Source organism: Saccharopolyspora sp. NPDC045839, assembly GCF_056431645.1.
This window is the reverse complement of sequence record NZ_JBWKKH010000003.1, coordinates 272,808-297,178: the sequence shown is the minus strand read 5'-3', so window position 1 is coordinate 297,178 and position 24,371 is coordinate 272,808. Positions and strand designations below refer to the sequence as shown.

Sequence of the window (24,371 nt, the reverse complement as noted above, 5' to 3'; positions counted from 1 at the left end):
TGCGTGCCGTTCGTGGTGTGCACGTGTGCCAAGTCGCTGGGCTACCGGCTGCTGCTGGAGGACCTAAACTGCACGGCGTGCCTCGCCTCATCCATCTCAATGGTCCGCCCGGCATCGGCAAGTCGACGCTCGCGCGGCGTTATGCAGACGATCACGTCGGTGTGCTCGATCTTGACATCGATCAGCTGCGGGGATTGATCGGTGGCTGGCGCGATCGGTTCGCGGAGACCGGAGAGATCGTTCGGCCGCTGGCCTTGAGCATGGCGGGCACGCACCTGGGAGCCGGTCGCGACGTCATCATGCCGCAGTTCTTGGTGCGGTTGAGCGAGATTGAGCGCTTCGCGACCGTCGCGCACGACAACGGCGCCGAGTTCTGCGAGATCGTGTTGATGGATACCAAGGAACGGTCCGTGGAACGCTTCGCCCGCCGCGGCGGGGACGATGATCCCTGGCATCGCCTGGTCAAAGAGATCGTCGATCGGGAAGGTGGCCCTTCGCGCCTGGCGGCTATGCACGATCAACTCACCGATGTGCTCAGCCGGAGGCCGGCAGCCATCGTCGTGACGAGCGTGGCAGGTGCGGTTGAGCAGACTTACGAGGCCCTGCTCGCGGTTCTCGACCCGAAGCCTTGAACGCGCCGTCCGCGCAGGAAGTCGGCGGGGGAGACCCGTTGACTCCTCAGTCCGGGTATCGGCGATCGGGGTTCGCCCCGGCTACCAGGTCGCTGAGCCGGTAGTCGGCGATTCGGGCGACCTCCAGCACGGCGATGTGGCGTTCCTGGGCCGGGGTGTTGTGCAGTCGTTGCGCTCCGCGGTCCAGCACCTCCTTGAGGTGGGATTGGTCGCGCAGGCACATGACCAGTGGGAAGCCGAAGCGCTCCCGATAGGCATGGGTGAGTTCGTCGAGGCGCGCCTGATCATGTCCGGGTAGCCGGGTCAGGCCGGCTGTCGAGTGGTCGCGTGTGGACATTTCGCCGGTCTCTCCGCAGGCCACCGAGGGCCCACCGAGGTCGGGGTAGCACAAGAGCAGTCGCTGCAGTTCGTCGTTGCTGGAGTTGAAGTAGGCCTCCTGCAGAGCGGCTCTCAGGTCGGTCGCGCTCGCGAAGGGGCGCCGTTCGTAGGCGCGGTCGATCGCCTGGCTCGGGCCTTGGAACAGGGCCGCGAAACCTGTCCTGAACTCCTCGCGAGTCATGTTGTTGATGCGTTCCAGCGGCAGGGGCGTTGCGTTCGGTGGATCGGGGTTCGGGCGCCTGCGTTTCGGACCCAGGTGGTGCAGGACCAGGTTCAGGCCGATAGCCGTGATGGCTCCGAGGGTGATGCCGCTGCCGACGAAGATCTGCGCCCAGTCCGGGACGGCCGTCTTGACGTCGGGGACTGCGGTGACGTACATGGCGATCCCGATGCTGGCCGCGACGATCAACGAGTTGCGGTGGTCGTGGAAGTCGACGCGGGACAGGATCTGGAACCCGACGACCGACACCATGGCGAACATGGCCAGGGAGGCGCCGCCCAGTACCGGGGCGGGAATGGAGGTGACGATGGCGGCGAACTTCGGTACCAGACCCAGCAGCATCATGAAGACGCCTGCGACGCTGATCACCCAGCGGCTCTTCACCCCGGTGATGCGCACCAGGCCCACGTTCTCGCTGAAGCAGGTGTAGGGGAACGAGTTCAGGACGCCGCCGACGGCCACGGAGAGGCCGTCCGCCCGCATCGCGCGGGCTATGTCGTCACCGCGGACGCGCCTGTCGAGGATCTCCGAGACGGCGAACACCGCACCGGTGGTTTCCACCGCGGTGATCAACATGACGATCATCATCGAGATGATCGGCCCGAGGGACAGCTCGGGGATGCCGAACTGGAAGGGGGTCGACAGCCCTATCCATTCGGCTCGGCCGACCTCGCTGAAGTCGGTGTCGCCGAGCAACCAGGCTGCGGTCGTGCCGATCGCGAGCCCGAGCAGTACTCCGATCGTGGCCAGGAATCCGCGTGACACCTTGTGCAGGAGCACGATGATGGCGAGCGTGCCGAGAGCGTAGGCCATGTTCCGGCCGCTGCCCGGGTCGAACGAGGGGCCGTCGCCTCCCGCCGCGCTCACCGCGGCCACCGGCAGCAGGGCCAGGCCGATGATGGTGATGACCGAGCCCGTCACGACGGGCGGGAAGTAGCGCACGACCCGGGCGAACAGCGGCGCGATCACGAAGGTGATCAGACCGCACACGATGATGGCGCCGTAGACCGTCCGAAGCCCTTCCGCGCCGCCACCCGCTTCCAGCGAGACGGCGATCATGGGTGACACGGCGACGAACGCCACGCCCTGCAGCAGGGGAAGACGTACTCCTACCTTCCAGAAACCCACCGACTGGACGATGGTGGCGATCCCGCACGTCAGCAGCGCGGCGTTGATGAGGTGCACGAGCTGACCGCTGGTGAGGCCGAGCGACGACGCCACCAGGATCGGGATGACGATCGCGCCACCGGCGAAGAACGCCAGCACGTGCTGGAATCCGTAGATGACGAGCTTCCCGGCCGGCGGAACCTCATCGACGGCGGCCCGCCGAGCCGGACCGTTGGCACTCATGCCGCACGACCGGCGGCAGCGGGGAAAATGCCGGACATCAAAGGGAATCCCGGCACGCGTTTGACGCGGTCGCACCAGCGCCGGACCGCAGGGTAGTCCTGGCGGGAGACACCGCCTTCCTCGCTGAGGGCCACGTCGCCGAAACAAGCGATGTCGCCGAGGGAGAACGCGCCGGCCAGGAAGTACCGGCCCTGCTGCTCGCCGAACCACAAGTGGCGGTCCATCATCCGCAGCAACCGGTGGGCCTCTCGTTGGGCCGCAGGCAGGTCCAACGGCTCGCCGTAAGCCTCGTGCCGCCGGGCGGCTCCCGCGGAGGCCGTGAGAGAGCGCCCGAATGCCAGCCAATCCAGGACAGCGGCGAGGTGCGCCGGATCATCCGCCGGCATCAGGCCGCCTTCGCGGTCGTGCACCCGAGCCAGGTACAGGAGGGCCGAAGTGGGGTCGTGCACGACGACGGCAGGGCTGAAGTGCTCATCGACGAGGACGATGGCCGGCCGTCCGGCCGGGGCGATGCCGGGATACTCCTCCAGTGCCACCGAGCGGAAGTCCGATCCCAGGACTCCCAGCATCGCCCGCACCTGGTAGCACTCCGCTGACGTCTCGTCGTCGTAGATGGTGATCATCGAGGACTCCTCACAGATCGAGAGTCAGTCGGGGAGTCAGCGAACGAGAGACGCAGGTGATGACCGAGTCGCCTGCCGCCCGCTCCACATCGTCGAGGTAGACGTCTTGATGGTCCGGCCGGCCGTCGATCACGGCGACCCGGCAGGTGCCGCACGCGCCCTGTCCGCACGACGAGGGCACCACGACTCCGGCTTCCCGCACGGTCTCGAGGATGCTGCGCCCGGGTTCGACCGCGAGGTTCATGACCGAGCGGGCGAGGACGACCTCGAAGCGGCTGCTGTCGTCGATCGCCTGGTCGTTGCGGAAGTACTCGAAATGCACGGCGTCGCGAGACCAGCCGCTCCGCCGTGCGACATCCCGCGCGACGTCGAGCATCGGAGGAGGACCGCAGAAGTAGACCTGGCTGTCGTCGTTCGCGGTGGCGAGGAGTCGTTCCAGCTCGGCCTCCGTCGCGGCCGGATCCAGGCCGGCGACGACGCGGACGCCGCCGAGGGCGGCCAGTCGTTCGCCGAAGGCCACGTCAGCTTCGTCCGCCACGAAGTAGTGCAGCTCGTAGTGCAGCCTTTGGTGCTCGAGCGTCTGCGCCATCGCCAGCATGGGGGTGATCCCGATGCCCCCGGCGACCAGGAGGGTGCGTTCGCGGTCTTGCCGCAGGGGAAAGCAGTTGCGGGGCAGTGACACCGCGAGCACGTCGCCCTCGCGCACCCGTTCGTGGAGCGCCACCGACCCGCCCGCCGAGTTCTGGGTGCGCTTCACCCCGATGACGTAGTGGTCGGTCTCGCCAGGTCCGTTGACCAACGAGTACTGCCGCACCAATCCTCCGGGCAGGGCGACGTCGAGGTGGGCGCCCGCCTGACCGCTGGGCAGCGGATGCTCGTCCATCGGCCCCAACTCCAGGCCGCGGACGCCGACTCCCGCGTCCCACGCTCTGACCACCCGAACCCGGGTCGGCAGGTCGCGTCGGTCGCTCTTCTCCGGCAATGTCGCCAACTGCGCCGGTACCGGTTCGTAGCGCGGCGGAAGCGGCTGCGGTGCAGGCTCGTGCGCTGCCCGTTCCTCGGCGATGTCCCGCAACCGGGCCAGGGCATCATCGAACTGCCGAAGGAGTCGCAATCGCTCACCCGCAGGAGGTGCGGGGGCGTCCAGCACGCCCCGGACGATCGCCCGGCCGGCGTCCACCGGCTGCACCACGAAGAAGCCCAGTCCCGGCAGCTCGACGCCGAAATCGCCGCGCCGTCTCGCCGCCGGCGGCTCAGTGTTCGAGGGGGCCGGTGGCTGCTCCAGGAGCAGGGTCACCACGTCGCCAGGCGGTGCGCACACCGGCATCGGTCGTAGCACCAGACCCGGGTCGAGTTCGGGCGGCTCATCAACTGGTCGACCGACGGTGGTCCAGATCATCCCCCCGCGCGCCCGAACCGGGTATGTGCGGTTGCAGATCGTCCTCGCCGGTGCGTCGGCGGGATGGGCTGGGATGTACGTGCAGGCTGCGGTGCGATTGGCGTACCGCCAGCCGTGGTACTGGCATTTCAGCTCGCGCCCGTCGTTGACCGCGATCGACAACCGCACGCCGCGGTGCAGACAGCGGTTCTCCCACACGTTGACGTGGTCGTCGTCGGCGCGCCAGATGGCCAGCTCCTGTCCGAGCAGCTGACCTTGGAACACGTGCCGGTAGACGAGGTCGCTCTCGGACGCGACCGGATACCACGCATCGGCTGCACGCAGCAGTAAGTCCCCGCGCATCAGGCGGCTCCCGGGATGACTCCGTAGCGAACGCCCAACTGGCCAAGCCATCTGCGGTAGGCAACGGAGGACTTGTCGGCGCGAATCGGCGTCTCCGCCCTGGGATCCAGCGGCAGCCGACGTGGCAGCTGGTTTTCCAGGATGGGCTTGTCCTGCCCGAATATCGACACCTGGAAGCGGCGCAGCGCCCAGTCGGGCTGGTCGTCGTCGAGCAGGCACAGCCACATGTGGGCGCGGATGTGCTCCTGGTCGAGGGCCTGCACGAAGAGGGCGATGGCGTCGAACCGCTCCTCCTGAATCGCGCTCGACTTGTACAGCACCGAGCAGTGGGGGTGCGGCACCCGGTACTCGTAGGCGACTTCCGCCCCACCGGTGCTGTTGGCCGCGGCCTGCGGCTGGTAGAAGACGCAATCGGTCGCGAGGATCTCCTGGTCGGCGACAGATGCCTCGACGTTGTAGTCCTTGACCTCCGTGTGCGGCTCCTCGCCCAGCACGGCGGTGTGGATGAACGGAAAGTGCCCCATGTCGAGGAAGTTCTCGATGCTGCGCGGCGCCGATGTGTGCAACGTGACCGAACCCGCGTGCAGCAGGCGCCGGTCGTTCTCGTCGGCTTCGCGGATGTGGAACAACGGTCGAGGCGTACCGAGCGACGTCCACAGGTAGCCGTACTGCTCGAGTACCGGCAAGGTCGCCGCGGGTGGTCCTTCAGCGGGCCACGGCCCGGCCGGAGGATCGTTCGCCGCTCGCTTCCACACCCAGAGCGTCCCGTCAGGAGAGCGACCTGCTGTCAGGGGACGGCCGAGGAGCTGGTCGTGCCACACGCGGTTCCGGGGCATCGTCTCGATGGCCCCCATCGGATGCCACAGGTCCAGCAGGACCTGGTCGTCGCACGGTCGGTCAGGAGAATCGGCAGTGAGCGGAGCCAAAACAGGCCTCCTCGCAAGAGGCCGGGAGTGGAGGGGTGACGGCGGAGAAAGCCGCCCCGCTCCGGAGGTCGAATCCTCGACCACGGATCCGGCGTCAATCACTCCCGGACTGGTGCCGAGCGGAAAGCTAGCAGTACCAATGGTGGGGCGGCAACCCCCGAATCGCTCTTCTGGTGGGGCGTTCCGCTATGCGAGCTGGGGCGGACAGCATCGACGGCGTCGGCAGAATGCCGCATCGGCAACGCGATCTCCTCCATGGTGGACCAGTACTGCGTGCCGCAACGCGAGGCGGGCAACGCGGCCGGACTTCGTGCTCGATCACGATGCGAAATTCGTTGTGGGGAAGCTGAAGCGCCCATGCAAATCTCGTTGTACGGCGTTCAGGCGGGCTGTCCTGGCGCCGGCATGGGAAGGGAAGTGGGAGGATCGCGTTGCCCTGGACTGCGTTGCAATGCGCTGGACGGCGGCGAGCGTCACCGGTTCGTCCCGGGATGCATCCGATGACTGTCTCTTGTGGACGATGCTGGGCATGGAGGACTCGACGGGTGGCTCGCGATCGAGCCATCGGCTCGGCGCGCTTCACTTCGCGCGCACCGAAGACGTTGTGCACCACGCGGATCGCGGAGGCCGGCCTGCTGCTGCCTCCTCCACGGGCCTGCCGACGCGGTGTCGTGGTTCCCCGGCCGAGGCCGGGCCGCGCTCACCGGCTTTGCGAGTCGATGTCGGCGTCGTGCACGAGGAGGGCGACCTGTACGCGGTTGTTGAGGTCGAGCTTGGTCAAGATGGCCGAGACGTGGGTCTTGACCGTGGCCAGGCCGAGGTGGTGGAGCGCGGCGATCTCGGAGTTCGACCGCCCGGCGCCGATCTCGATCGCGACGGTGCGTTCCCGGTGGGCGAGCAGGTCGAGCCGACGGCGTGCCGCGTCGCGACGGGTGTCCTGTTCGGACCCGGCGACGCGATCGATGAGTCGGCGGGTCACTTCCGGTGAGAGCACCGGACGTCCTTGCGCCGCGTGCCGGATCGCGACGACGAGCTCGTCCGGCGGGGTGTCCTTGAGCAGGAATCCGGCTGCCCCGGCCCGCAGGGCGCGCAGCACGTGCGCGTCGGCGTCGAACGTGGTGAGCACGACGACCTGCGGCGCCTGTGGGCGGCTGCGGAGCGTCTCGGTCGCGGCGAGCCCGTCGGTGCCGGGCATCCGGATGTCCATCAGCACGACGTCCGGTGAGTGGCGGTCGGCCAGCTCCACCGCCTCGGCGCCGTCGCCGGCCTCGGCGACCACCCGCAGGTCGGGGGCGCCGCGCAGCATCAGGGTCAGCCCGAAGCGGACGATCGGGTCGTCGTCGGCGACGAGCACGTCGACGGTCGGTGCGGGATCGGTCACGCCGGCCACGGTAGCCGCATTCGGACCCGCCATCCGCCGGAACCGGTCGGTCCGTGTTCGAGTTGGCCACCGACGAGCGTGGCCCGCTCGGCCAGCCCGCGCAGCCCCTCCCCGGAACCGGCGGGCTGCGCGGAGGACGCGGACGGCCGCTCGTTGACGATCTCGGCGGCCAGGTGGTCGCCGGGCTCACCGGTGATCCGGACGACGACCGGCGCGCCGGGCGCGTGCTTGCGGGCGTTGGTGAGGCCTTCCTGCACGAGCCGGTAGAGCGTGCGGCCCACCGTCGCGGGGACGGCCCGCCCGCCGGTCGTCACCCCGGAGTCGTCCCGCAACTCCACCGCGGTGTCGGCGCGCTCGGCCTCGTCGATCAGCTCGACGACGTCCTCGACGCCCGGCAGCGGGAGTTCGCCCACCGGGGCACGTAGCACGCCGATCACCTCGCGCAGGTCCTGCAGTGCGCGGTGCGCGTTCTCCCGGACCACCTCCGAGGCGCGGGCGACCTCCTCGGGCGAGGCGCTGCGGTGGTAGGCCAGCGCGCCCGCGTGGACGCTGAGAATCGACAGCCGGTGGCCGAGGACGTCGTGCATCTCCCGCGCGAGGGCCTCGCGCGCCTCGTGCTGGGAGCGCTCGGCCCGCAGCCGGGCCTCGACCTCGGCCGCAGCGGCCCGTTCGCGCAACGATGCGATGAGCTGCCGCCGGCTGCGGACCAGCAGGCCCCACGCGACGACCGCGACGTGCACGATGACGATGAAGGCGAGAATGACCGACAGCGGCGTCGCCGGCTCCGGCCGCAGCACCAGGTAGATCCCGATCGAGAGCACGCTGCCCACGGCCAGCACCGCAGTGGCCCTCGCCGAGCGATGGACGGCCACGGTGAACAGCGCGATGAGCGAGGCAGCGGAAACCGACTCGGAGAACGTGACCAGCACGATCAGGGCGACGGCGAGCGCCACCGGGTAGCGGCGCCGCCACCACAGCGCGAGGCATCCGAGCACACCGGCGACGTGGTCCAGGTGCAGCACCCACAGCGGCGCCGTTCCCGGGTTCCCCCACCGGTACTCGGCCACGTAGAACCCGGCCAAGGCCGCGATCACGATGAACCCGCCGTCCGCGATCCGGTCCCGGACCGCCCCTCGCCGCGTGCCTGCTGTGTCGTCCATCGTGGCCAGCCTAGGCAGGCCTGCGCGTCACCACCTCCACCCGAAGGACGAGGCCCACTCCGACTTCGGTCAGGCGATCCGAGCCTCTCGATCGATCCGCACCTCCGGGTGGCGTCCCTACCGTCCACGGCATGCCCGGAATGCCCCCTTCCAGCCACGCCGCGGGCCACGCCCGTCCGCGTCGCACCCCGGCAGCCAGGACGGAGCCCGACAGCGCCGTCGCCCGTCCCGACTGGCCGGAGATCGTCATCGGTCCCGCCATCATGGCCGCCTACCGGATCCCACCGCTGCTGCAGCAGCACGAGGCCGCGCTCGGCCCCGTCGTGCAGGAGTCGGCCCTGGCCGGAATCCCCGGGGTGGCCGGGATCGCCGGTTTCGCCGCGGCGGCACGGTCGACCGTGCCGCCGACGTCTACCTGTCTCTGAGGAGAAATCGTGTTTCGTGTTCGCTCGACGTTCATGGCCCTGGGTGCGGCGTCGCTGGTCCTCATCGGCGCCTGTGCCGCGCCGGCGCCGTTCGAGATGAGATCGGGGCCGCCCGGCTCGGCGCCGACGGGAGAACTGGCGGAGTTCTACGACCAGCAGGTCGCATTCGAGCCGTGCGCGCCCTACGCGACGACGGCGCTCGATGAGAAGCTCTTCGCCGACGACCGCTACGACTGCGCGCGCGTCCAGGTCCCCCTCGACTACGCCGACCCGGACGGGCCGCGCGGACAGGTCGCCCTGCTGCGGGTCAAGGCGCGCGGGCAGAAGATCGGATCACTGCTGGTCAACCCGGGCGGTCCCGGTGGCTCGGGGATGAACTTCGTCGCGCAGCTGGGGCCGCTGTGGGCCGCGGGGCCGGTGGGCGAACGGTTCGACGTGATCGGGTTCGATCCCCGGGGCGTGGGCGCCTCCACCCCGCGGGCGGACTGCTACACCGACGCCGAGCACGACCGCGGTGAAGGCTTCTCCGGCGCGCTCGTGCCGGACGTCGCCGACGAGCAGGAGGCGCGGGTGGTGGCGCAGCGCTGCGCGGATGGCTCCGGTGGTCCGCAGGCGCTGGCCAGTTTCGGCACCAGCGACGTCGTACGGGACATGGACGTGCTGCGCGCGACGCTGGGTGACGAGAAGCTGTCCTACCTCGGCATGAGCTACGGGACCCAGCTGGGCGCGATGTACGCCGAGGCGTTCCCGCAGAACGTGCGTGCGCTGGCGCTCGACGGCGCGTTCGACCCCGACCTCACCACCACCGAGTTCCACCTCGTGCAGATGACGGGATTCCAGAAGGCTTTCGAGCGGTACGCCGCGGACTGCGCCACCAGTGCCGACTGTCCACTGGGCACCGACCCGACCCGGGCGACCGAGGCGTTCCAGGCCATCGCGCGGCCCCTGCTGGAGCACCCCGCACCCACCGCGGACGGTCGCGGTCTGACCTACGACGACCTCATGAACGCGGTGATGAGCGCCCTGTACGCCAAGTCGCTGTGGCCGAAGATCACCGAAGGACTCGCCGAGCTGGCCGCCGGACGCGGTGACGTGCTGCTGGCGCAGCGCGACAGCGCCTTCGGACGTGGTCCCGACGGCCGGTACAACAACTCCGGCGACGCGGCCTACGCGATCCGGTGCATGGACTCGCCGCGTCGCACACCCGCGGAGCAGACCGAATTCGCCCGGCAGATCCGCGCAGCCGCCCCGGTCATGGCGTCCGGCCGACCGGTGCAGGAATCGCACCACGAGTGCGAGGCCTGGCCGCAGCCGCCGACCTTGCCGCAGCCGTGGGTCACCGGCCCGGTCGTGCTGCCGCCCACGCTGACGATCTCCATCACCGGCGACCCGGCCACCCCGTACCAGGGCGGCGTCAACCTGGCCCGCGTACTGGGCGGGAGCCTGCTGACCGTGGAAGGCGCCCAGCACGGCATCGCGCTGTTGGGCCAGAGCGAGTGCGTCGACGGCCTCGTCGCCGACTACCTGATCGACCTGCAGACCCCGCCCGACAACACCCGCTGCACCGCGTAGCCGATGCGTCGGCCGACCGGGACCCGGCGGCGGTGGGACTGCCCCGCGCCGGGCCCCGGTGCCCGGCCCGGCGGGCTGGAAGAACTCGGTGGCTCGAAGTGCCGGCACGGCTCCGGACCACCGTTCGCGCTCATCGGTCGTCGACGTGGATCGAAACGGCGGGGCTTCGCGCCGTAGCGGGAGCACCCGCGAGGAGGGAACAATGTTCAAGAAGTACCGGCGGCGCTGGCAGCTCGCCAAGGTCAAGCCCGGCGACGGGAGCGCACTCAAGGAGTACCGCATCTGGCAGTTGTTCTCCCGTTCGCTGTTCGTCCTCGAACTCCCACACCATTCGGGGAGCAGTCACGTCTTCGAGGTCGACGTACGGCACATGGCGGACAGCACGACCAAGAAGAGCCCTGCCGCGCTCTACCGCGACGGTGTTCAGGTCCATCGCGCCAACCTTCCTGTGGCGTTCCCGGTGCCCGGCGGCGTCATCGAGGTCGCCACCAGCCAGTACGGGCTGAAACGCATGCATTACGTCACCGAGGACGGCAGCGAACACACGCTGCGCCCACACCCTCGCTCGCAAGAAGGACTGCGAGCCAGGTTCGACCACCGGTTCCCCCGCACGAGCGCCTTCATCGGCGCAGCAGCCATCGCCGTACTCCTCACCGGAATCGCCGTCAGCCTTTCCCTGGCGGTAGAGGGGCTCACCCGGATCCCTGTCGTCGCCCAGCACATCGGCACGTTCACCTCACCGATTCACCTCCCCCCGTGGGCAAAGATCGCCCTGCCCATCGCCGGGGCCATCGCCGCCACCGAACGCGCCCTGAGACTCCGGAAGACCTGGCTGGTGGGCGGATGAGCGAAATCGCCGTCAAAAGCCGGGTGGCCCGGGCGGTGCGGTACTGGTCGCGGTACTGGCGGGCGTGGTTCACGCACGACCGTGGAGAGGTTCCAGCTGCGCCGGCGCCCCTTGGGGCGCGGTCGCGGGCTGCGGACGTGGCGCCGCCTCCATGACTTCCCGGCCTCGGGCGTCGACGGCCTTCGTGAACAGGTGCTGTGCGGCTCCGAAGATGACGGCCCAGCCGATGATCTGCGCCGACGAATCGAGGGACGTCAACCCGGGGACGAATTCGCCGCGCATGAGCAGGAGCCCGAGCACGGCTGTCAAGGCACCGGCGGGAAGCTTGAGGCACGCGAGCGCGAGCGGCACGTTGGACGCGGTCGGACTGCCCCGGAGCTGGTGCAGCGCTGCGGCAGCGGTCACCGCCGCCGCAACGAACCCGACTGTCTCGACGACTGCGTAGTCGCCACTCGATGCGGCGAATTCCGAGCTCAAGTCCAGATTTCCGGTGAACGCATGCTGGCCGAGAGGACACACGACTATCAGTCCGCGGGGTGGCTCGACTACTTCCGCTGACGGCATGTTGGGAGTGGGCCCGAAGCAGATCGGCAGCAGTGTCGGGATGAAGGCGGTGAAGAACGCGATCGTGATGGCCATGCCCAGCAGACCGATGGCCCAACACCACACGAGTTGTGCGAAACTGCGCTCGCGGACGACCTCGCGCCGCTGAACCCGGTACGCCTCGCGCACGGCATCGATCACGGTCTGTCGCTGCGACTGGGTAAGTCTTCCGCCCTCGGAGCTCTTGAAGATCCTCTCGACGGACGATCGGCGTCTGTCCTCGGGCGGCAGGTTCGCCTCGATCAGCATGAGGAGGTCGGCCAGCATGCCGTGGAGATCTTCGAGGGAAACGATCTGGAGAACGAGGACGTGGGCCGCGTGGATGTGGGCGAGCGCGCTGTCCACCGCGTGAGCCCGCCGCGGCCACCAAGCGCCGCGGACATCTCGCCGAGCGCACTCCAGGTGGGTGCGGGCATGGGCCGCCGACTTCTCGGTGCACAGCTCGCTCGGCGCAGAGCAGTTCTCCGCCCAGTCCACGAATGCCCTCAGCTCGTCCGTGCGGGCGAGCGCTCTGAACCCCCAAGGCCATCGCCGATCAGAGCCTCGTCGTGAAGCGGCGTCCTGACCGGTGTTTCGCGCGGTGTTCACGGCTCTCACCTGCACAGCGATCGGGCGGCCGAGGCCGCAGCCCACGCCACCTCCGGATGCCGGATGTCGCAGTGAGCCTGGGCGAACCAGGACAGGTTCCGCTTGATGACGTCGTTGGCGTCGAGGCGGTAGAACACGCCCGGCTGCAGCCCGTAGTCCGTGCCCTGCTGGGCCATCGTGACGGTCCGGGCTCCGCTCTGCTGGTAGCCGTCGTAGCCCATCGCTCCCCAGCGGTAGTTGATCCGGTCCACCAGCTCGGCGCCCTGCCAGGCCAGCCTGCTGGCGTTGGGATACCACCAGCCGACCGCGCGGTCGGCTTCGCTGAACGTGCACACGAGCGGGCCGTCGACCCGGTCGGCGCAATCGGCCAGCACGCCGGCGCCGTCCCGCACCGGAGCTCGCGGTGCGAACGCGAAGTGGCTGAAGGCGCCCTGCAACAGGTACAGGGATTTGACCGGGCTGTTCGCACCACGCCGCTCAGGCGGAAGCCCCTTGAGGGCGAACGAAACGAGCCGGGCACCGAAGCTGTGGCCGAGGAGGTGCACGCGCACGCCGGGGATGGTGTGCGCCAGCTGTCCGAGCAGGGGGCCGAGGCCGTCGCGACCGACCACCCCGGCGCGTTCCTTCATCTCGTAGTAGCTGAGGACCCGCAACGCCTCTCGCGCTCCCCGCCACATCCGCCCGAACGGATTGAACGCCTGCTCACTTCCCCCGTCGACCGGTGCGAGGGCCGCCATCGCGTCGAACACCCGTCCCGGTGGTGCGCTCATCACCGCTGCCTCTCCCGCGTCCTCCGGTGCGTTGCTGGAAGTGGTCACGAGTCCTCTCGCCAGGCGGAGGAATTCCAAGAGCCGGTCCCGGTCCTGCGGCTGCCGGTCGAGCAGCCGGCCGATCCGCTCCAGCCGCTCCTCCTGGTCCGGAAAGGCAGGGGCGAGCGATTTCGCGAGGTCGGCACCGGTGGACATCTCTCCGGTGGGCTGTGGGGACACCAGGGCCCCCAAGTCGTGCGTCGCCGACGACCGCGGGACCGGTGGGCCGGTGTCGGCCGGGGCATCCTCGGGGAACAGCAACGCGGGCCACAGCACGCCGACGAACCCCGTATTCGCCCTCTGCTCGGCCGAGAGCATCCCCGCGATGAGTCCGAACATCGTCGAGTACAGGTCACGTGCGCCGCCGAAGGAGCTGTTCCAGCCGTGGCTGAAGACGAAGAGCTCGCGCAGCCCCGCGGTCGCGGTGGTCTCGGGCAGATTTCCGCCCTGGCGGAGCACGCCCTTCGCATCGAACTCGGCCTCCCAGTACGGCACATCGCCGAGATGTGACTCCATGTCTCCTCCCCGAGCCGCAGGCGACGTCACACCGGGCTGACCACTCCCATCACGAAGAAACGATTCTCGAGGAACTACAAGGGATCCAGCAGGTCCAGCACGCGGCCCACGGCTCGCGCCGGACTTCAAGGGCTGGTCCCGGTGGGGCTAGCGGTCGGTCGGTACGGCGATTTCGCCGTCCTCCCGCATCAGTCGATCCAGGACCTCGTCCGGCATCCACACCCGGTGCGGGTAGTCGGTGCCCCAGGAGTTCAGGATCGGTACGGCACCGAGCTCGTCCGCGCGGGTGTTGCCGAGCACGGCATGCACGTCGTCGACCGATGCCGCCCAGCGGAACACCTTGATGCCGTCGACCGCGTCGGCGACGTAGCGGGCGCGCTTGGTGTGGTCGTCGTTGGCGTGGGAGTTCTCCCAGTCGACGTGCCCTGCCGAGGCCAATACCTCGGCCGCGGCGCGACAGGATGTTCCGTTGGAATCGCCCGGGTTGGTCTCGGGCCACTGATCGCGGTCCTTGGCCCGGTCCCACAGCCACCAGGCCGTGTACAACTCGTCGTTCAGGATCGTCATGCACCGGCTCCAGGCGAATCCGACGCAGGCGCCCTCGCTTCCCTGGTCGTAGAACTTCCACCACTGCCCGCGGTCCGGTTCGCCGCCGGGTTCCAGGCACACGGCGTGCCCGCCCCGAATCCTGGTGAGCGACTTCGCCCCCTCCCGGGCCACGAACGGAACGCCGTCCTCGCCCGCTTGGGGGCGGTCGAATTCGGTGTACCAGTTGACACCGATCACCACCGGTACCTGTGCGGGTCGGCTCGCGGCGGTCAACGGGTAGTTCTCGACGTGGCGCCAATCGTCGGGGAGGAAACGCCCCAGGCGCACGTCGTCTGGATCTCGATCGATCGGGCGGTATCGCATGGTTTCCTCCACTCGCGCTGTGCAGCTGCCCGTTCGCCGGAACGCGGGCGGGCACGACCAGTAAGCCGGTGGCACGTGGGCGACAGCAATGAGCACATCGATCCAAACGGGATCCAGGCGTGTTCACCTATCGGCGCCCGTTCCTCGAGCTAGAGCACCAAGTTCGAGTAGTCGTCCTTCAACGGCATGCTGTGCGCTCGCGCTTCGAGCCCGTCGGACGTCAACGGGGTTTCGTGCGGTTCGAGGTACTGGAAGTCAAGGCCCGCTCGTTCTCGCAATCGTTCCAGCGAGATGCGGTACGTTCCGGCATCGAAGACGGCTTCGAAGGGGAGCATGTCTTCGATGAGTTGCGTTTGCTCGAGCATGTACGCGGAGACGCGAAGCGCGCCATCGGGTTTGCAGTAGCCGACGACCTTCCAGAACGCCAGGGGGAGCCGGGCGCCCTTGTACAGCGGGTCGTCATCGGTCATGACCGGGCCGGTGAACACGGTCATCTTCTTGTCCGTGAGGTCGGCGTTCTCGAGTATGAAGTTCTCGAGACCCTGCCAGAGCTCTGTCCCCTGGTTGAACTTCTCGTGCTGCGGCGCGCAGTTCGTGAAGTGGAAGGTGTCGTCGTTCGCTCGTGCCAGGTCGTCTCCCCAGACCGGATCGAGCCGCCGGACGAGATGCCCCCGGTCCAGCGCGTTGCGCCGGTAGAGGGACTCGCCGATCTGCTCCGATTCCGCGATGCGGGAGTCGAAGTACCACTTGTCCGCCTGCCGTTCGAAACCGGCGCTCCTGCTGCCGTCGATGTTCACCACCGTGTAGTAGGCGAGTTGGCGGCGCCGGTTCACGACGATGCTGAAGTGCGTGTACGGGAGGACGGTGGGATCTCGGCCCGGCGGGGCGTTGTTGATCTTCGCGGCATTGCGGCGCTGTTCGTCGGAGAGTTCCGGTAGCGGCAATCCGCGACCGAGGAATTCGGGGTCGTACCCGGTGTAGCCCTCGTAGTAGGAGCGGGGTCGGGCGATTTCGAGCGGCGCGCCATCGAGGTGCGCGACCTGAGCGGCCTCGACGGTGGCCGATGCTCCTACTTCTACCGTGATGTTGAGTGGAACGGACAGCTTGTGTCGTGGTTGCATGATCAGGCCTTTCGATTCGTGGTCCGGTGGCAGCCGGCTGCGCCGTGAAACCTCCCGGGGGCTAATCCGGGCGGCAGTCGGAGTGGTGCCTGCCATTGGGCGGAAAGGCCTGGTGCAGCGTGGAACGAACAAGGACGGAGTGATCCAGGCGTTGCTGCCGGGCCCAAGCAGCGGCCGCGGCACGGCCCCGCAACCCCAGCTTGTCCAGGATGTTGTGCACGTGGTTCTTCACAGTCGCCAAGGCGATGCACAACTGCCGGGAGATCTCCTGGTTGGACAAGCCCTGCTCCAGTAGCACGGCCACCTGCGCTTCCCTGCGGCTCAGGACCTCCGCGTTCGGGCTGGGCTGCAACTCCGCCGACAGCTCGGCCACCCTGCGGCACAGGGCAGCGGCAACGCGCGGCGAACAACGCAACTCCCCATTGGCAACGCTCTCTATCGTCCGGATCAGTTCGGAGATCGAATGGTCCCGTGTCAGGTAACCTGCCGCGCCCAACTCGGCATACGCAAGGACGTCATGTTCCTGATCGGACACGCCCAAGGCGATGATCCGCAGGCCGGGGTTCCTCGCCAGCAAGGAGATCACGACGCTGGGACCGTCCGGCAAGTCGGCGATATCGAGCAGTACCACTGCGCGCTTGCGCGCGGTCAGATCCGGCTCTAGTTCCTCCGGCCGCGCAAGGGTGGAGAGGACCGCGAATCCGTCGACGTTCTGGAGGACAAGGGCCAACCCTTCCCGGTAGAACCTCGTCGCGGCGACGATGATGAGCTCGATCATTGTGAACCACCCCAGCGCCGCGCCACCGCGGCACTTGGCCGAGAACCCTTCAGTTGGCCGCTCGGTATCGCACGCCCGATTCGGGTTCACGATACCGGGCCGAGGCCTGTGTCGGGTATGGCAATTGGTCCTCGAACGTCGCCGCGAGGTCAGGACAGCCGCGACTCCTCGTCCTCGCGGCCGCTCGATCTTCCGCAGGCCAGAGCGAGATTATCATTGTCGTGCAAAGGGTTTCGGGAAACCGGCCAGGACCTTCGGCCGTTGCGCCGACGCTGGAAGTGGTGCCATGTTCGAAACGCATCCGGACTGGAAAGGAATATTCCAGACCTTGCCGAATTTCCTATTCGCGGAGGATTTTTTCGCCATGACGAAAAGTGCGACGGGTATTCGCACGGTCTACACCGCCCGTGCCGATGCAGGTCAAGCGAAGGCGATTGCCGCAACCGAGTCCCCGTTCACCATCGAGGTCCGGTTCCTCGGCGGGCTGACCGAGGTGCAGCAGGCCGCGTTCACCCAGGCCGCGGACCGGTGGGTCCGCGTCATCGTGGGTGATCTGCCGGAGGTCGAAATCGAGGGTGACGTCATCGATGACGTCCTCATCCTCGCTCAAGGAGTGCGCATCGACGGTCCCGGCAGGATCCTCGGCCAGGCCGGTCCGACGCACATCCGGACGGCCGGCTCAGGCGCCTCGGCCTTCCTGCCTGCGAAGGGCGCGATGTCGTTCGACACCGATGACCTGGAGAAGATGGAAGAAGAGGGCACGCTCGACGACGTGATCACCCACGAGATGGGTCATGCGCTCGGCGTCGGCGGCCAGCTGTGGTCCCGCAAGGGCCTGCTCGCCGACGAGGACAGCGACAACCCCACATTCACCGGCCGGGACGCGAAGCAGGAATACGGCCGTTTGCGCGACGGCCGGCCGCGGGCTGTTCCGGTGGAGAACACCGGCGGAGCCGGCACTCGCGGCAGTCACTGGCGCGAGACCATCTTCCGCAGCGAACTCATGTCGGGGTTCATCGCGGCGAAGCACAATCCGCTCAGCAGAGTCACGGTTGCCAGCCTGAAGGACCTCGGCTACGAGGTGGACATGGACGCCGCAGAGGCCTACACCCTCCCGAACCTGCTAGAGCTCGCCGAGGAGGGGACGCTGGTCTCGCACGCCGCCCCGGTCGACCTGGGCATCATGCTCCCCACGGTCCCGATGGAACTGCCGGCCGAAAGCCTTACGAGGTAAGGACCTTCCACAGCGTCAACCGGTCGGTTCGGGTCCCGTCCGAAAGCAGTGCCCGGCTCTTGCGGCACACCGGCCATGTTCGTGGCCAGGTGGATCCTCAATGGATCCCGCTGCTCATTGCCGCAGCACGCGGGCTGCGCCTTACATGGACACGAGGCGTCTGTGCGCCGGGCGCGCAGCTAACCACGAGGAGGCTGAGCAATGACGAACTGCAACACTTACACGGTGCAGGAGGGCGACACGCTCTCCGAGATCGGCGAATGGTTCCACGTTCCATGGAAGGAACTCCAGCGCATCAACAACATAGAAAACCCGAACCTCATCTTCCCCGGCCAACCACTGCGCCTGTCGAAGAACGCGAACGTGTGCAAGACCTACACCGTGCGGGACGGGGACACGCTCTCCGAGATCGGTGAGCGGCACAACGTGAAGTGGCAGCGCCTGGGGTACTACAACCACATCGCCAACCCGGACGTCATCCACATCGGGCAGACGATCTGCATTCCGCTCCCACGAGGCGCATCGACGGCCGAGGCGGAGTGACCGGCCGCAACCTCGTCAGCCGACGACATCGCCGTTCGTGCACCGTCGGCTCGCGCGGTCAGACGGTCGCCGTGGCGCCGAGGTCGTAGGGGCGACGAGCCGCGAGTGCGGCGAAGAGGAGCTGCAGGAGGCAGAAGAACAGGAGCGCGGCGAGTGCCCAGTCAACGGTGCCGGTGACGTCGCGCAGGGTGCCGATGAGGGCGGGGCCGACTGCAGCGAGCAGGTAGCCATAGCCTTGGGCCATCGCGGACAACCGGGTCGTTTCGTCGTCTCCGGTGGCGTGTGCGGGTATGGCGGCCAGGGCGGGGGCGAGGGCGGCCATGCCCACGCCGAGCAGTGCCGCCCACAGGAAGGGAGCAGCGGGCGCAGCGGTGAGGAGTCCCAGCAGACCGAGACCTCCGCTGCAGGTGGTCAGCACCATCCACATGCCGATGCGTGTGGTGCTGCGGTAGCAGGACGCGGTGATGACCACGGAGGCGACGATGCTGACCACGAGGCTGCTCGCGCTGAGAGCGCCGGCTTGGACGGCGCTGGCGCCTGTGGCTCGTAGGAGGACCGGCTGCCAGGACAGCAGGGAAAGGGCCTGCAACGACTGCAGACCCATGAACAGGGTCAGGTACCAGGCTCGAGCGCTTCTGAGGAGAGAGCGGCGGTAGCGGGGCGTCCGTGGTGGTGATGCGGCGCGTGTCGTTCGGGCCAGCGACAGCGGTATCCAGAGGAAGAGTGCGGCCGCGACGGGAAGGATCCAGATTCCCAGTCCCGTGCGCCATCCGCGGAGGGTGGTCAGCCAGGGAGTGATCGCGGTCGCCGTGGCCGCTCCGGCTCCGATCATGCTGGCCGACAATGTCGTGAGCGCGGCGGTGTGCAGGCCACCGATCTGCCGGCAGACGGCGGGTAGGAGGACTTGCAGGCCTCCGATCGCGCAGCAGGCCAGGATGGTTCCTGCGAGCAACAGCCACTGGCCGTGGGTGATGCGCACTGCTTGGCCGGCAAGCAGAATGCCGAGGAACACCACCACGCTGGTCTGCGTGCCGCTGCGGCGGCGGAGGGGCGGCACGAGGAGTGTCGTCGCGGCGATGCAGAGGCAGGGCAGTGCTGTGAGGATCGCCACCGTTGTCGTGCTGAGACCCAGCGTCGTGCGGATCTCGGGCAATGCCGCGCCGACCGCGGTCACCGCGGTGCGAGCGTTGAACGCGGCCAGCGCGAGTGCCGCGACCTCCAGGACTTGCCACCATATCGGGCGCACCACAGGTTTGACGACGGTGGGGATCGGCAGTGTCCGCTCGCTGGCGGACACGGTGAAAGAGGACATGCGCCCCTATGCCTAGGCTGATGACTGGGTGTGTCGGCGCGAGATGTTCGCTGCGCCGGTTGCGGTGGCGAAGAGAGGGTCGGCTCTCGGCCGAAGATCATCATAAGGCTCTCGGCGCGAGGGCCTGCCCCGGCCCGACTCCACTGTGGAGGCCCGCTGCGCCGCCATCGCGGCGGCGGGCGATGGCGCCGGATTGTGATCACGGTCGCGTCGAGGTGCGACGTGGGGTTGATGGCGATGCCGAGGTGGGTGAGGGCGGTCGGGGCGATGCCGGCCATGGCGGTGTCGGTGCGAGTCGAGCCCGCGGCGAAGCCACTGCCGTTGGCAATGATGAAGGTCGATTTCTCTGGGGAGGTGACGCCGCCGTGGCTCGCCATCGAGACCGATGACGACGACTTTGGGGGTCTTGGGAGCGCGGCTGGCGTGCGGGAGGCCGGCGGCGCTGGCGGTTCCGGCGAGCAGCGGATAGCCGTCCAAAGGTAGATCCCGGGTGAAGTCCCTTACTTCGCCAGTTCGGCATCGATGGCGTTCGTGAGTTCCTGGTAGGAGTTCGGCGTGAACTGCTCGCCGTTGAGGAAGAAGGTCGGCGTGCCTTCCACTCCGGCGGCGAGCCCGTCGAGTTGGTCCTTCCGGACGCGTTCGGCCGTGGTCGGATCGTTCAAGTCGGTGCGGAAGCGATCCATGTCCAGGCCGATGTTGCGTGCGTAGTCCAGGAAGAGTTGTTCCTGGGACTCCTGCCTCTCGCCCCACAGCCGTTGGTTTTCGAAGAGGGCCTGGTACATCGGCTCGAACTTGCCCTGGATGGCGGCGGACTCGGCGGCGCGGGCGGCGAGCTCGGCGTTGCGGTGGCTGGGGACCGGGAAGTAGCGGATGACGTAGTTGATTCGCCCCCCGTAGTCCTGGCGAAGCTGCTCCAGCGCCGGGTATGCCGCACCGCACGCCTCGCACTCGAAGTCGAGGAATTCGACCAGCGTGACCTTCCCGTCGGCGGACGTGGAGAGGTGATGGCTGTCCGGGCGGACCAGCACTTCCGCGGGCACCGCGCCGGCAACCGGCGGTGAGGATTCCGCGGGGGGAGCGGGCCGGTTCACGACCAACAACGTGAAGATCGCCACGGCGGCTACCCCGATGACAACGAGGGTCAGCTGGAGGTTCCTGCTCATTACCTACCTTCTAGCGGTCGGGCTTGTGCCTCGGTCGCCCCTGCGGAAGAGGCGTCCAGCCGGACGGTGCGAGCGTGGAAGCGTGCCGGTTCCGGTCGGCTTTCATCGCGGCACTGCCTGTGGGCGTATCGTACTAAGCTGGGTAGTAGAGTAGCCGATCGAGTCCGGGATGCTCGGTATGCCCCTTTTAGCGGGTGTGGTCACGGGAAGGCCGAGTCACGTATGCGCGCATCGCCATGTATCTATGAGCGGCTGGCGGAGCGGCCACCCAGTCGCCTGTTGGCGCAGGTGCGCTTGTGGCGTCTTGCGCTCAAGGGCGGTAGTAGGTCCCGGTGGGCGAGGCGGCCGCTCCTGGTTCGGGGACCGTGGATATCGCGAGGATGCTCATGGAGCGTTGGAACCGGCGGGCACGGTCGCGTACACAGGGGAGAGGTAGTTCCACGATCGCATCAGAAAGGGTTGTATGACATCTCGACGGCAAGAGCCCGACCAGAGCGGCTTGGATGAGCAGCCGGAGAACGAGGACTCGGGACACTCTGCGTCCTCGGATGATCACCCGGTGTTCGCCGAGGCCGAGGAGGGCGAGCCGCCAGCTCACGAGCAGCCGGAAGAATCTGATGCGACCCCCGCAGCGGGAAAGCGGAAGACCGGACTGATCGTCGGCGTTGCTGCGGCGGTCGTGGTTCTGGCCGGCGGTGCCGGCGTTGGCCTCATGCTCTTCGGGGGTGGTTCGGCGCAATCGGCCGCCGAAGACTACGTGGCACTTTCGATGAAGGAGACCAAGGACCCCCGAAGCGTCACGGCGGATGACTACCGGCCCATCGTGTGCGAGCAGGCCATGCCGCAGATCGAACAGCTGCAGCAGGTGAAGGAAGAGTTCCTCAAGACGGCGAAGCCGGAGGACTTGGAGCAGCTCAAGGCGGTTCAGGTCTCGGTGAAGAGCGTCCAGGAGAACGGGGACTCCGGCAGTGCCACCGTCGAGTCGACTTTTCCCGGGCAGGCACCGGAAAGCTCAGAACTGAAGCTGATCAAGGAAAGCGGCGACTGGAAGCTTTGCGTCTGAGGGGCATGGATATCCGCGAGGCGCCTCACGTGTAGTGGTCGTCTGCCGATCGCATCGCGGGACGGAGCGGGGCCCGGCCTTCTTGAAGGCCGGGCCCCGCACCGCACATCGGGTGACTCGGTCGTCTTCGTGGGCTGCTGTCCGCTGAGCGGATCCCGGTCGGCTACCGCGTCTACGGCGAGGGTGCCGTGGATCGGCCGGCGTTCATCGGCCCGCCGCCTCGCTCTCCTGCGGGCGTGGTCGGTTGGCCCGGCGCTCATCGTCCGCGGAGGAGGGCTACGAGGAAGCTCGAGTCGTCGGTGAACGGACGTAGGTCCCAAGTGGACAGCAGCAGGTCGGGCTCGAGTGCTGCTGCCGTCGCGTCCTCGAAGAAGTCGGTGAACTCGTAGCCGCGGCCGGTGCCGAAGCCGATCGCGACCCGGCCGCCCGGCGCGAGGTGCGCACGGAGTCGTTTCAGCACGGCACCGCGCGTGGTCGGTGCGAGGAAGGTCATCACGTTCCCGGCGCAGACGATCGCGTCGAACGGTGCGGTGATGCCCCGGGTTGGAAGGTCGAGTTCGGCCAGGTCGCCAACCATCCAGCGCGGTCCCGGGTGGTCTTGCTCGGCGGCCTCGATCAGGACCGGGTCGACGTCGACGCCGACGACGTCGTGGCCGGCTTCGGCCAACAGGCCGCCGACTCGGCCGGGGCCGCAGCCGGCGTCGAGGATGCGGGCGTGGCGCGGCACCAAGGCGTCCACGAGACGGGCTTCCCCGGCGAGATCGTCGCCGGCGCGAGCCATGGAACGGAAGCGTTCGACGTACCAGGTGGAGTGCGCGGGGTCGGCGGTGACCTTCTGCATCCAGATGCTCTGCTCAACCATGCCTGCATTCTTCCCGGCCTCGGCTATGTGCTGGACGGCGAGATGGTGTTCGAGCTCGAAGGTCGGCCGGCGCGTGTCGTCCGGGCCGGCTCAGGCCTGGGCGAGTCCTCCGTCGACGAAGAGTTCGGCGCCGGTGGTGAAACTGCTGGCATCGGTCGCCAGGAAAAGCGCGGCTGCGGCCACTTCCTCCGGGTCGCCCAGCCGGCCGAGGGGCATGCCGGCCAGGAGAGCGTCCTTGAAGTCGGTTTCCTGAGCCGGATCGGCCACGAGGCCCGAAAACATCGGAGTCTCGATCGGACCTGGGCTGACCGCATTGACCCGGATGCGGCGCCCTGCCAGCTCCACCGCCCAGGTCCGCGCGAAGTTGCGAACGGCGGCCTTGGCGGCGCTGTAGACGCTCGACGACTCGACGCCCTTGGACGCGGCGATGGACGACGTCAGGATGACCGACGCGCCATCCGACAGCAGCGGCAGCGCCTTCTGCACCGTGAAAAGCAGCCCCCGGACGTTGACGTCGAAGATGCGGTCGAAATGCTCCTCGCTGACGTCCTCCAGCCGAGCGAGCTCGGCCACACCCGCGTTCGCGAACAGCACGTCGATGCGGCCGCTGTGGTCCCCGACCCGGGAGTAAAGGCGGTCGAGATCCTTGAGCGAGGACACGTCGCTTTGCACGGCGATGGCTTGTCCGCGGTCGTTCTGCGCGTTGATCGTCTTCGCCGTGGTGTCCAGCTCGGCCTGTCGTCGACCGGTGACGAACACGGTCGCACCTTCCGAGGCGAAACGCCGGGCAGTGGCCGCTCCGATCCCCTCGGAGCCGCCGGTGATCACGGTGACCTTCCCGTCGAGCCGCCCCATGAGACATCCCTCCCCGCTCGCCGATGCTCCCCGTGCTCAAGCCCCGGTCACATGGCCCTTCGTCCACAGAACACATGTGCGCGAGCCTGACTTCTGCTCGCCGCCCAGCCTTCGACGGCCGGGATGGGCGGGGTGCGGAGGGGCAGGCCGATCAGACCCGAGCCACGCGTGGGATTCGCGCCGCCGACGCGCTGCTCGACGGTGATTTGCGCGCGCACGAGGCGCGTGCATAAGAGGATCAGCTCGAAGGGGCGGGCCGGTCGGCGAAGACACCGTGCAGCATTCCGGTGGCCTGCCCGATCTCGATGAGGTACCCGTCCGGGTCGCGGAGATAGCACCGCAACTCGGCCTTGCGGTCCTTGGGCTCTGTCAGAAATTGCGCGCCTTTCGCGCGGGCGTCGGCATAGAACGCGGCGATATCGGCGACTCGGATGTTCAGGAACGCCGACACCGGGTCCCCAGGCTGGGGCGGGGTCAGGCTGATGTCTGGTTTGTCCGGTGTGGGTCCGCCTCCGGGGTTCATGATGATCCAGCTGTTGGCGATCCGGACGATGGTGGGGTTCTCGGCCAGCACGACCTGCCCACCGAAGATGTCGACGTAGAACTCTCGCGAGACGCTGACGTCACGCACGGTCAGGAAGTGCGTCACGATCAGCCCCTGCTGTGGTGCGGGAAGATCGTCATGGTCCGTCACTGGTGTCTCCTAACGATCGTTCGGTCGCGAGCCGCTGATCGTCCCAGCGGTGTGGATCGATCT

The 24,371-nt window shown here is 68.1% G+C and carries 23 protein-coding genes; 7 read left to right on the top strand and 16 right to left on the bottom strand.

The genetic code is table 11. The features are described from left to right. Positions 1-77 precede the first annotated feature (77 nt). Positions 78-632, top strand: coding sequence for an AAA family ATPase (locus AC07EQ_RS06890; protein WP_478386980.1), 555 nt, complete (start codon positions 78-80; stop codon positions 630-632). 46 nt (positions 633-678) lie between these two features. Here AC07EQ_RS06890 and AC07EQ_RS06885 read toward each other — a convergent pair whose 3' ends face one another. From AC07EQ_RS06885 to AC07EQ_RS06860, 6 genes are all read right to left on the bottom strand, one after another. After that, positions 679-2,580 (bottom strand): solute carrier family 23 protein, encoded by a 1,902-nt coding sequence (locus tag AC07EQ_RS06885; RefSeq protein ID WP_478386979.1) that lies wholly within the window; start codon positions 2,578-2,580, stop codon positions 679-681. After that, positions 2,577-3,203, bottom strand: coding sequence for a glutathione S-transferase C-terminal domain-containing protein (locus AC07EQ_RS06880; RefSeq protein WP_478386978.1), 627 nt, complete (start codon positions 3,201-3,203; stop codon positions 2,577-2,579). Before AC07EQ_RS06880 ends, AC07EQ_RS06885 begins: the two co-directional genes overlap by 4 nt. Positions 3,204-3,213: 10 nt before the next feature. After that, positions 3,214-4,944: a PDR/VanB family oxidoreductase gene (locus AC07EQ_RS06875; protein WP_478386977.1), complete on the bottom strand. Its 1,731-nt coding sequence runs from the start codon at positions 4,942-4,944 to the stop codon at positions 3,214-3,216. Next, positions 4,944-5,870, bottom strand: coding sequence for an aromatic ring-hydroxylating dioxygenase subunit alpha (locus AC07EQ_RS06870; protein WP_478386976.1), 927 nt, complete (start codon positions 5,868-5,870; stop codon positions 4,944-4,946). Before AC07EQ_RS06870 ends, AC07EQ_RS06875 begins: the two co-directional genes overlap by 1 nt. A 700-nt stretch (positions 5,871-6,570) precedes the next feature. Beyond that, positions 6,571-7,260, bottom strand: coding sequence for a response regulator (locus tag AC07EQ_RS06865; protein WP_478386975.1), 690 nt, complete (start codon positions 7,258-7,260; stop codon positions 6,571-6,573). After that, positions 7,248-8,411 (bottom strand): sensor histidine kinase, encoded by a 1,164-nt coding sequence (locus AC07EQ_RS06860; RefSeq protein WP_478386974.1) that lies wholly within the window; start codon positions 8,409-8,411, stop codon positions 7,248-7,250. The genes AC07EQ_RS06865 and AC07EQ_RS06860 overlap by 13 nt, the downstream gene beginning before the upstream one ends. A 131-nt stretch (positions 8,412-8,542) precedes the next feature. Between AC07EQ_RS06860 and AC07EQ_RS06855 the strand changes: the two genes are divergently transcribed. The 3 genes from AC07EQ_RS06855 (at position 8,543) to AC07EQ_RS06845 (ending at position 11,255) form a co-directional block, all read left to right on the top strand. Beyond that, on the top strand, positions 8,543-8,836 hold the full coding sequence (locus tag AC07EQ_RS06855; RefSeq protein ID WP_478386973.1) for a hypothetical protein: 294 nt from the start codon (positions 8,543-8,545) through the stop codon (positions 8,834-8,836). Positions 8,837-8,845: 9 nt separating this feature from the next. Beyond that, positions 8,846-10,408, top strand: a complete 1,563-nt coding sequence (locus AC07EQ_RS06850) for an alpha/beta hydrolase (protein ID WP_478386972.1) — start codon at positions 8,846-8,848, stop codon at positions 10,406-10,408. Positions 10,409-10,610: 202 nt separating this feature from the next. Continuing rightward, positions 10,611-11,255, top strand: coding sequence for a hypothetical protein (locus AC07EQ_RS06845; RefSeq protein WP_478386971.1), 645 nt, complete (start codon positions 10,611-10,613; stop codon positions 11,253-11,255). Positions 11,256-11,324: 69 nt separating this feature from the next. Here the strand turns inward: AC07EQ_RS06845 and AC07EQ_RS06840 are convergent, their stop codons facing one another. The 5 genes from AC07EQ_RS06840 to AC07EQ_RS06820 form a co-directional block, all read right to left on the bottom strand. Continuing rightward, positions 11,325-12,203 (bottom strand): hypothetical protein, encoded by an 879-nt coding sequence (locus AC07EQ_RS06840; protein WP_478386970.1) that lies wholly within the window; start codon positions 12,201-12,203, stop codon positions 11,325-11,327. 248 nt (positions 12,204-12,451) lie between these two features. Beyond that, positions 12,452-13,771: a hypothetical protein gene (locus tag AC07EQ_RS06835; RefSeq protein ID WP_478386969.1), complete on the bottom strand. Its 1,320-nt coding sequence runs from the start codon at positions 13,769-13,771 to the stop codon at positions 12,452-12,454. Between the two features lie 147 nt (positions 13,772-13,918). Then, complete coding sequence (locus tag AC07EQ_RS06830) at positions 13,919-14,683, bottom strand: hypothetical protein (RefSeq protein ID WP_478386968.1); 765 nt, start codon at positions 14,681-14,683, stop codon at positions 13,919-13,921. A 149-nt stretch (positions 14,684-14,832) separates the two neighbouring features. Beyond that, on the bottom strand, positions 14,833-15,804 hold the full coding sequence (locus AC07EQ_RS06825) for a DNA/RNA non-specific endonuclease (protein ID WP_478386967.1): 972 nt from the start codon (positions 15,802-15,804) through the stop codon (positions 14,833-14,835). Between the two features lie 61 nt (positions 15,805-15,865). Next, a complete protein-coding gene (locus AC07EQ_RS06820) occupies positions 15,866-16,582 on the bottom strand; it encodes a LuxR C-terminal-related transcriptional regulator (RefSeq protein WP_478386966.1) in 717 nt (238 codons plus the stop codon). Positions 16,583-16,868: 286 nt separating this feature from the next. Here AC07EQ_RS06820 and AC07EQ_RS06815 point away from each other — a divergent pair, with 286 nt between their 5' ends. Together AC07EQ_RS06815 and AC07EQ_RS06810 are read left to right on the top strand one after the other, a co-directional pair. Then, positions 16,869-17,816, top strand: a complete 948-nt coding sequence (locus tag AC07EQ_RS06815) for a leishmanolysin-related zinc metalloendopeptidase (protein ID WP_478386965.1) — start codon at positions 16,869-16,871, stop codon at positions 17,814-17,816. Positions 17,817-18,017: 201 nt separating this feature from the next. Further along, positions 18,018-18,359, top strand: coding sequence for a LysM peptidoglycan-binding domain-containing protein (locus AC07EQ_RS06810; RefSeq protein ID WP_478386964.1), 342 nt, complete (start codon positions 18,018-18,020; stop codon positions 18,357-18,359). A 58-nt stretch (positions 18,360-18,417) separates the two neighbouring features. Here AC07EQ_RS06810 and AC07EQ_RS06805 read toward each other — a convergent pair whose 3' ends face one another. Beyond that, positions 18,418-19,656: an MFS transporter gene (locus AC07EQ_RS06805; protein WP_478386962.1), complete on the bottom strand. Its 1,239-nt coding sequence runs from the start codon at positions 19,654-19,656 to the stop codon at positions 18,418-18,420. Positions 19,657-20,171: 515 nt separating this feature from the next. After that, positions 20,172-20,834 (bottom strand): DsbA family protein, encoded by a 663-nt coding sequence (locus AC07EQ_RS06800; RefSeq protein WP_478386961.1) that lies wholly within the window; start codon positions 20,832-20,834, stop codon positions 20,172-20,174. A gap of 559 nt (positions 20,835-21,393) precedes the next feature. Here AC07EQ_RS06800 and AC07EQ_RS06795 point away from each other — a divergent pair. Beyond that, positions 21,394-21,897: an Rv0361 family membrane protein gene (locus AC07EQ_RS06795; protein WP_478386960.1), complete on the top strand. Its 504-nt coding sequence runs from the start codon at positions 21,394-21,396 to the stop codon at positions 21,895-21,897. Between the two features lie 256 nt (positions 21,898-22,153). Here AC07EQ_RS06795 and AC07EQ_RS06790 read toward each other — a convergent pair whose 3' ends face one another. The 3 genes from AC07EQ_RS06790 to AC07EQ_RS06780 form a co-directional block, all read right to left on the bottom strand. Then, a complete protein-coding gene (locus tag AC07EQ_RS06790) occupies positions 22,154-22,759 on the bottom strand; it encodes a class I SAM-dependent methyltransferase (RefSeq protein ID WP_478386959.1) in 606 nt (201 codons plus the stop codon). A 90-nt stretch (positions 22,760-22,849) separates the two neighbouring features. Next, positions 22,850-23,614: an SDR family NAD(P)-dependent oxidoreductase gene (locus tag AC07EQ_RS06785; protein ID WP_478386958.1), complete on the bottom strand. Its 765-nt coding sequence runs from the start codon at positions 23,612-23,614 to the stop codon at positions 22,850-22,852. Between the two features lie 238 nt (positions 23,615-23,852). Next, positions 23,853-24,308, bottom strand: a complete 456-nt coding sequence (locus tag AC07EQ_RS06780) for a VOC family protein (protein WP_478386957.1) — start codon at positions 24,306-24,308, stop codon at positions 23,853-23,855. Positions 24,309-24,371 lie beyond the last annotated feature (63 nt).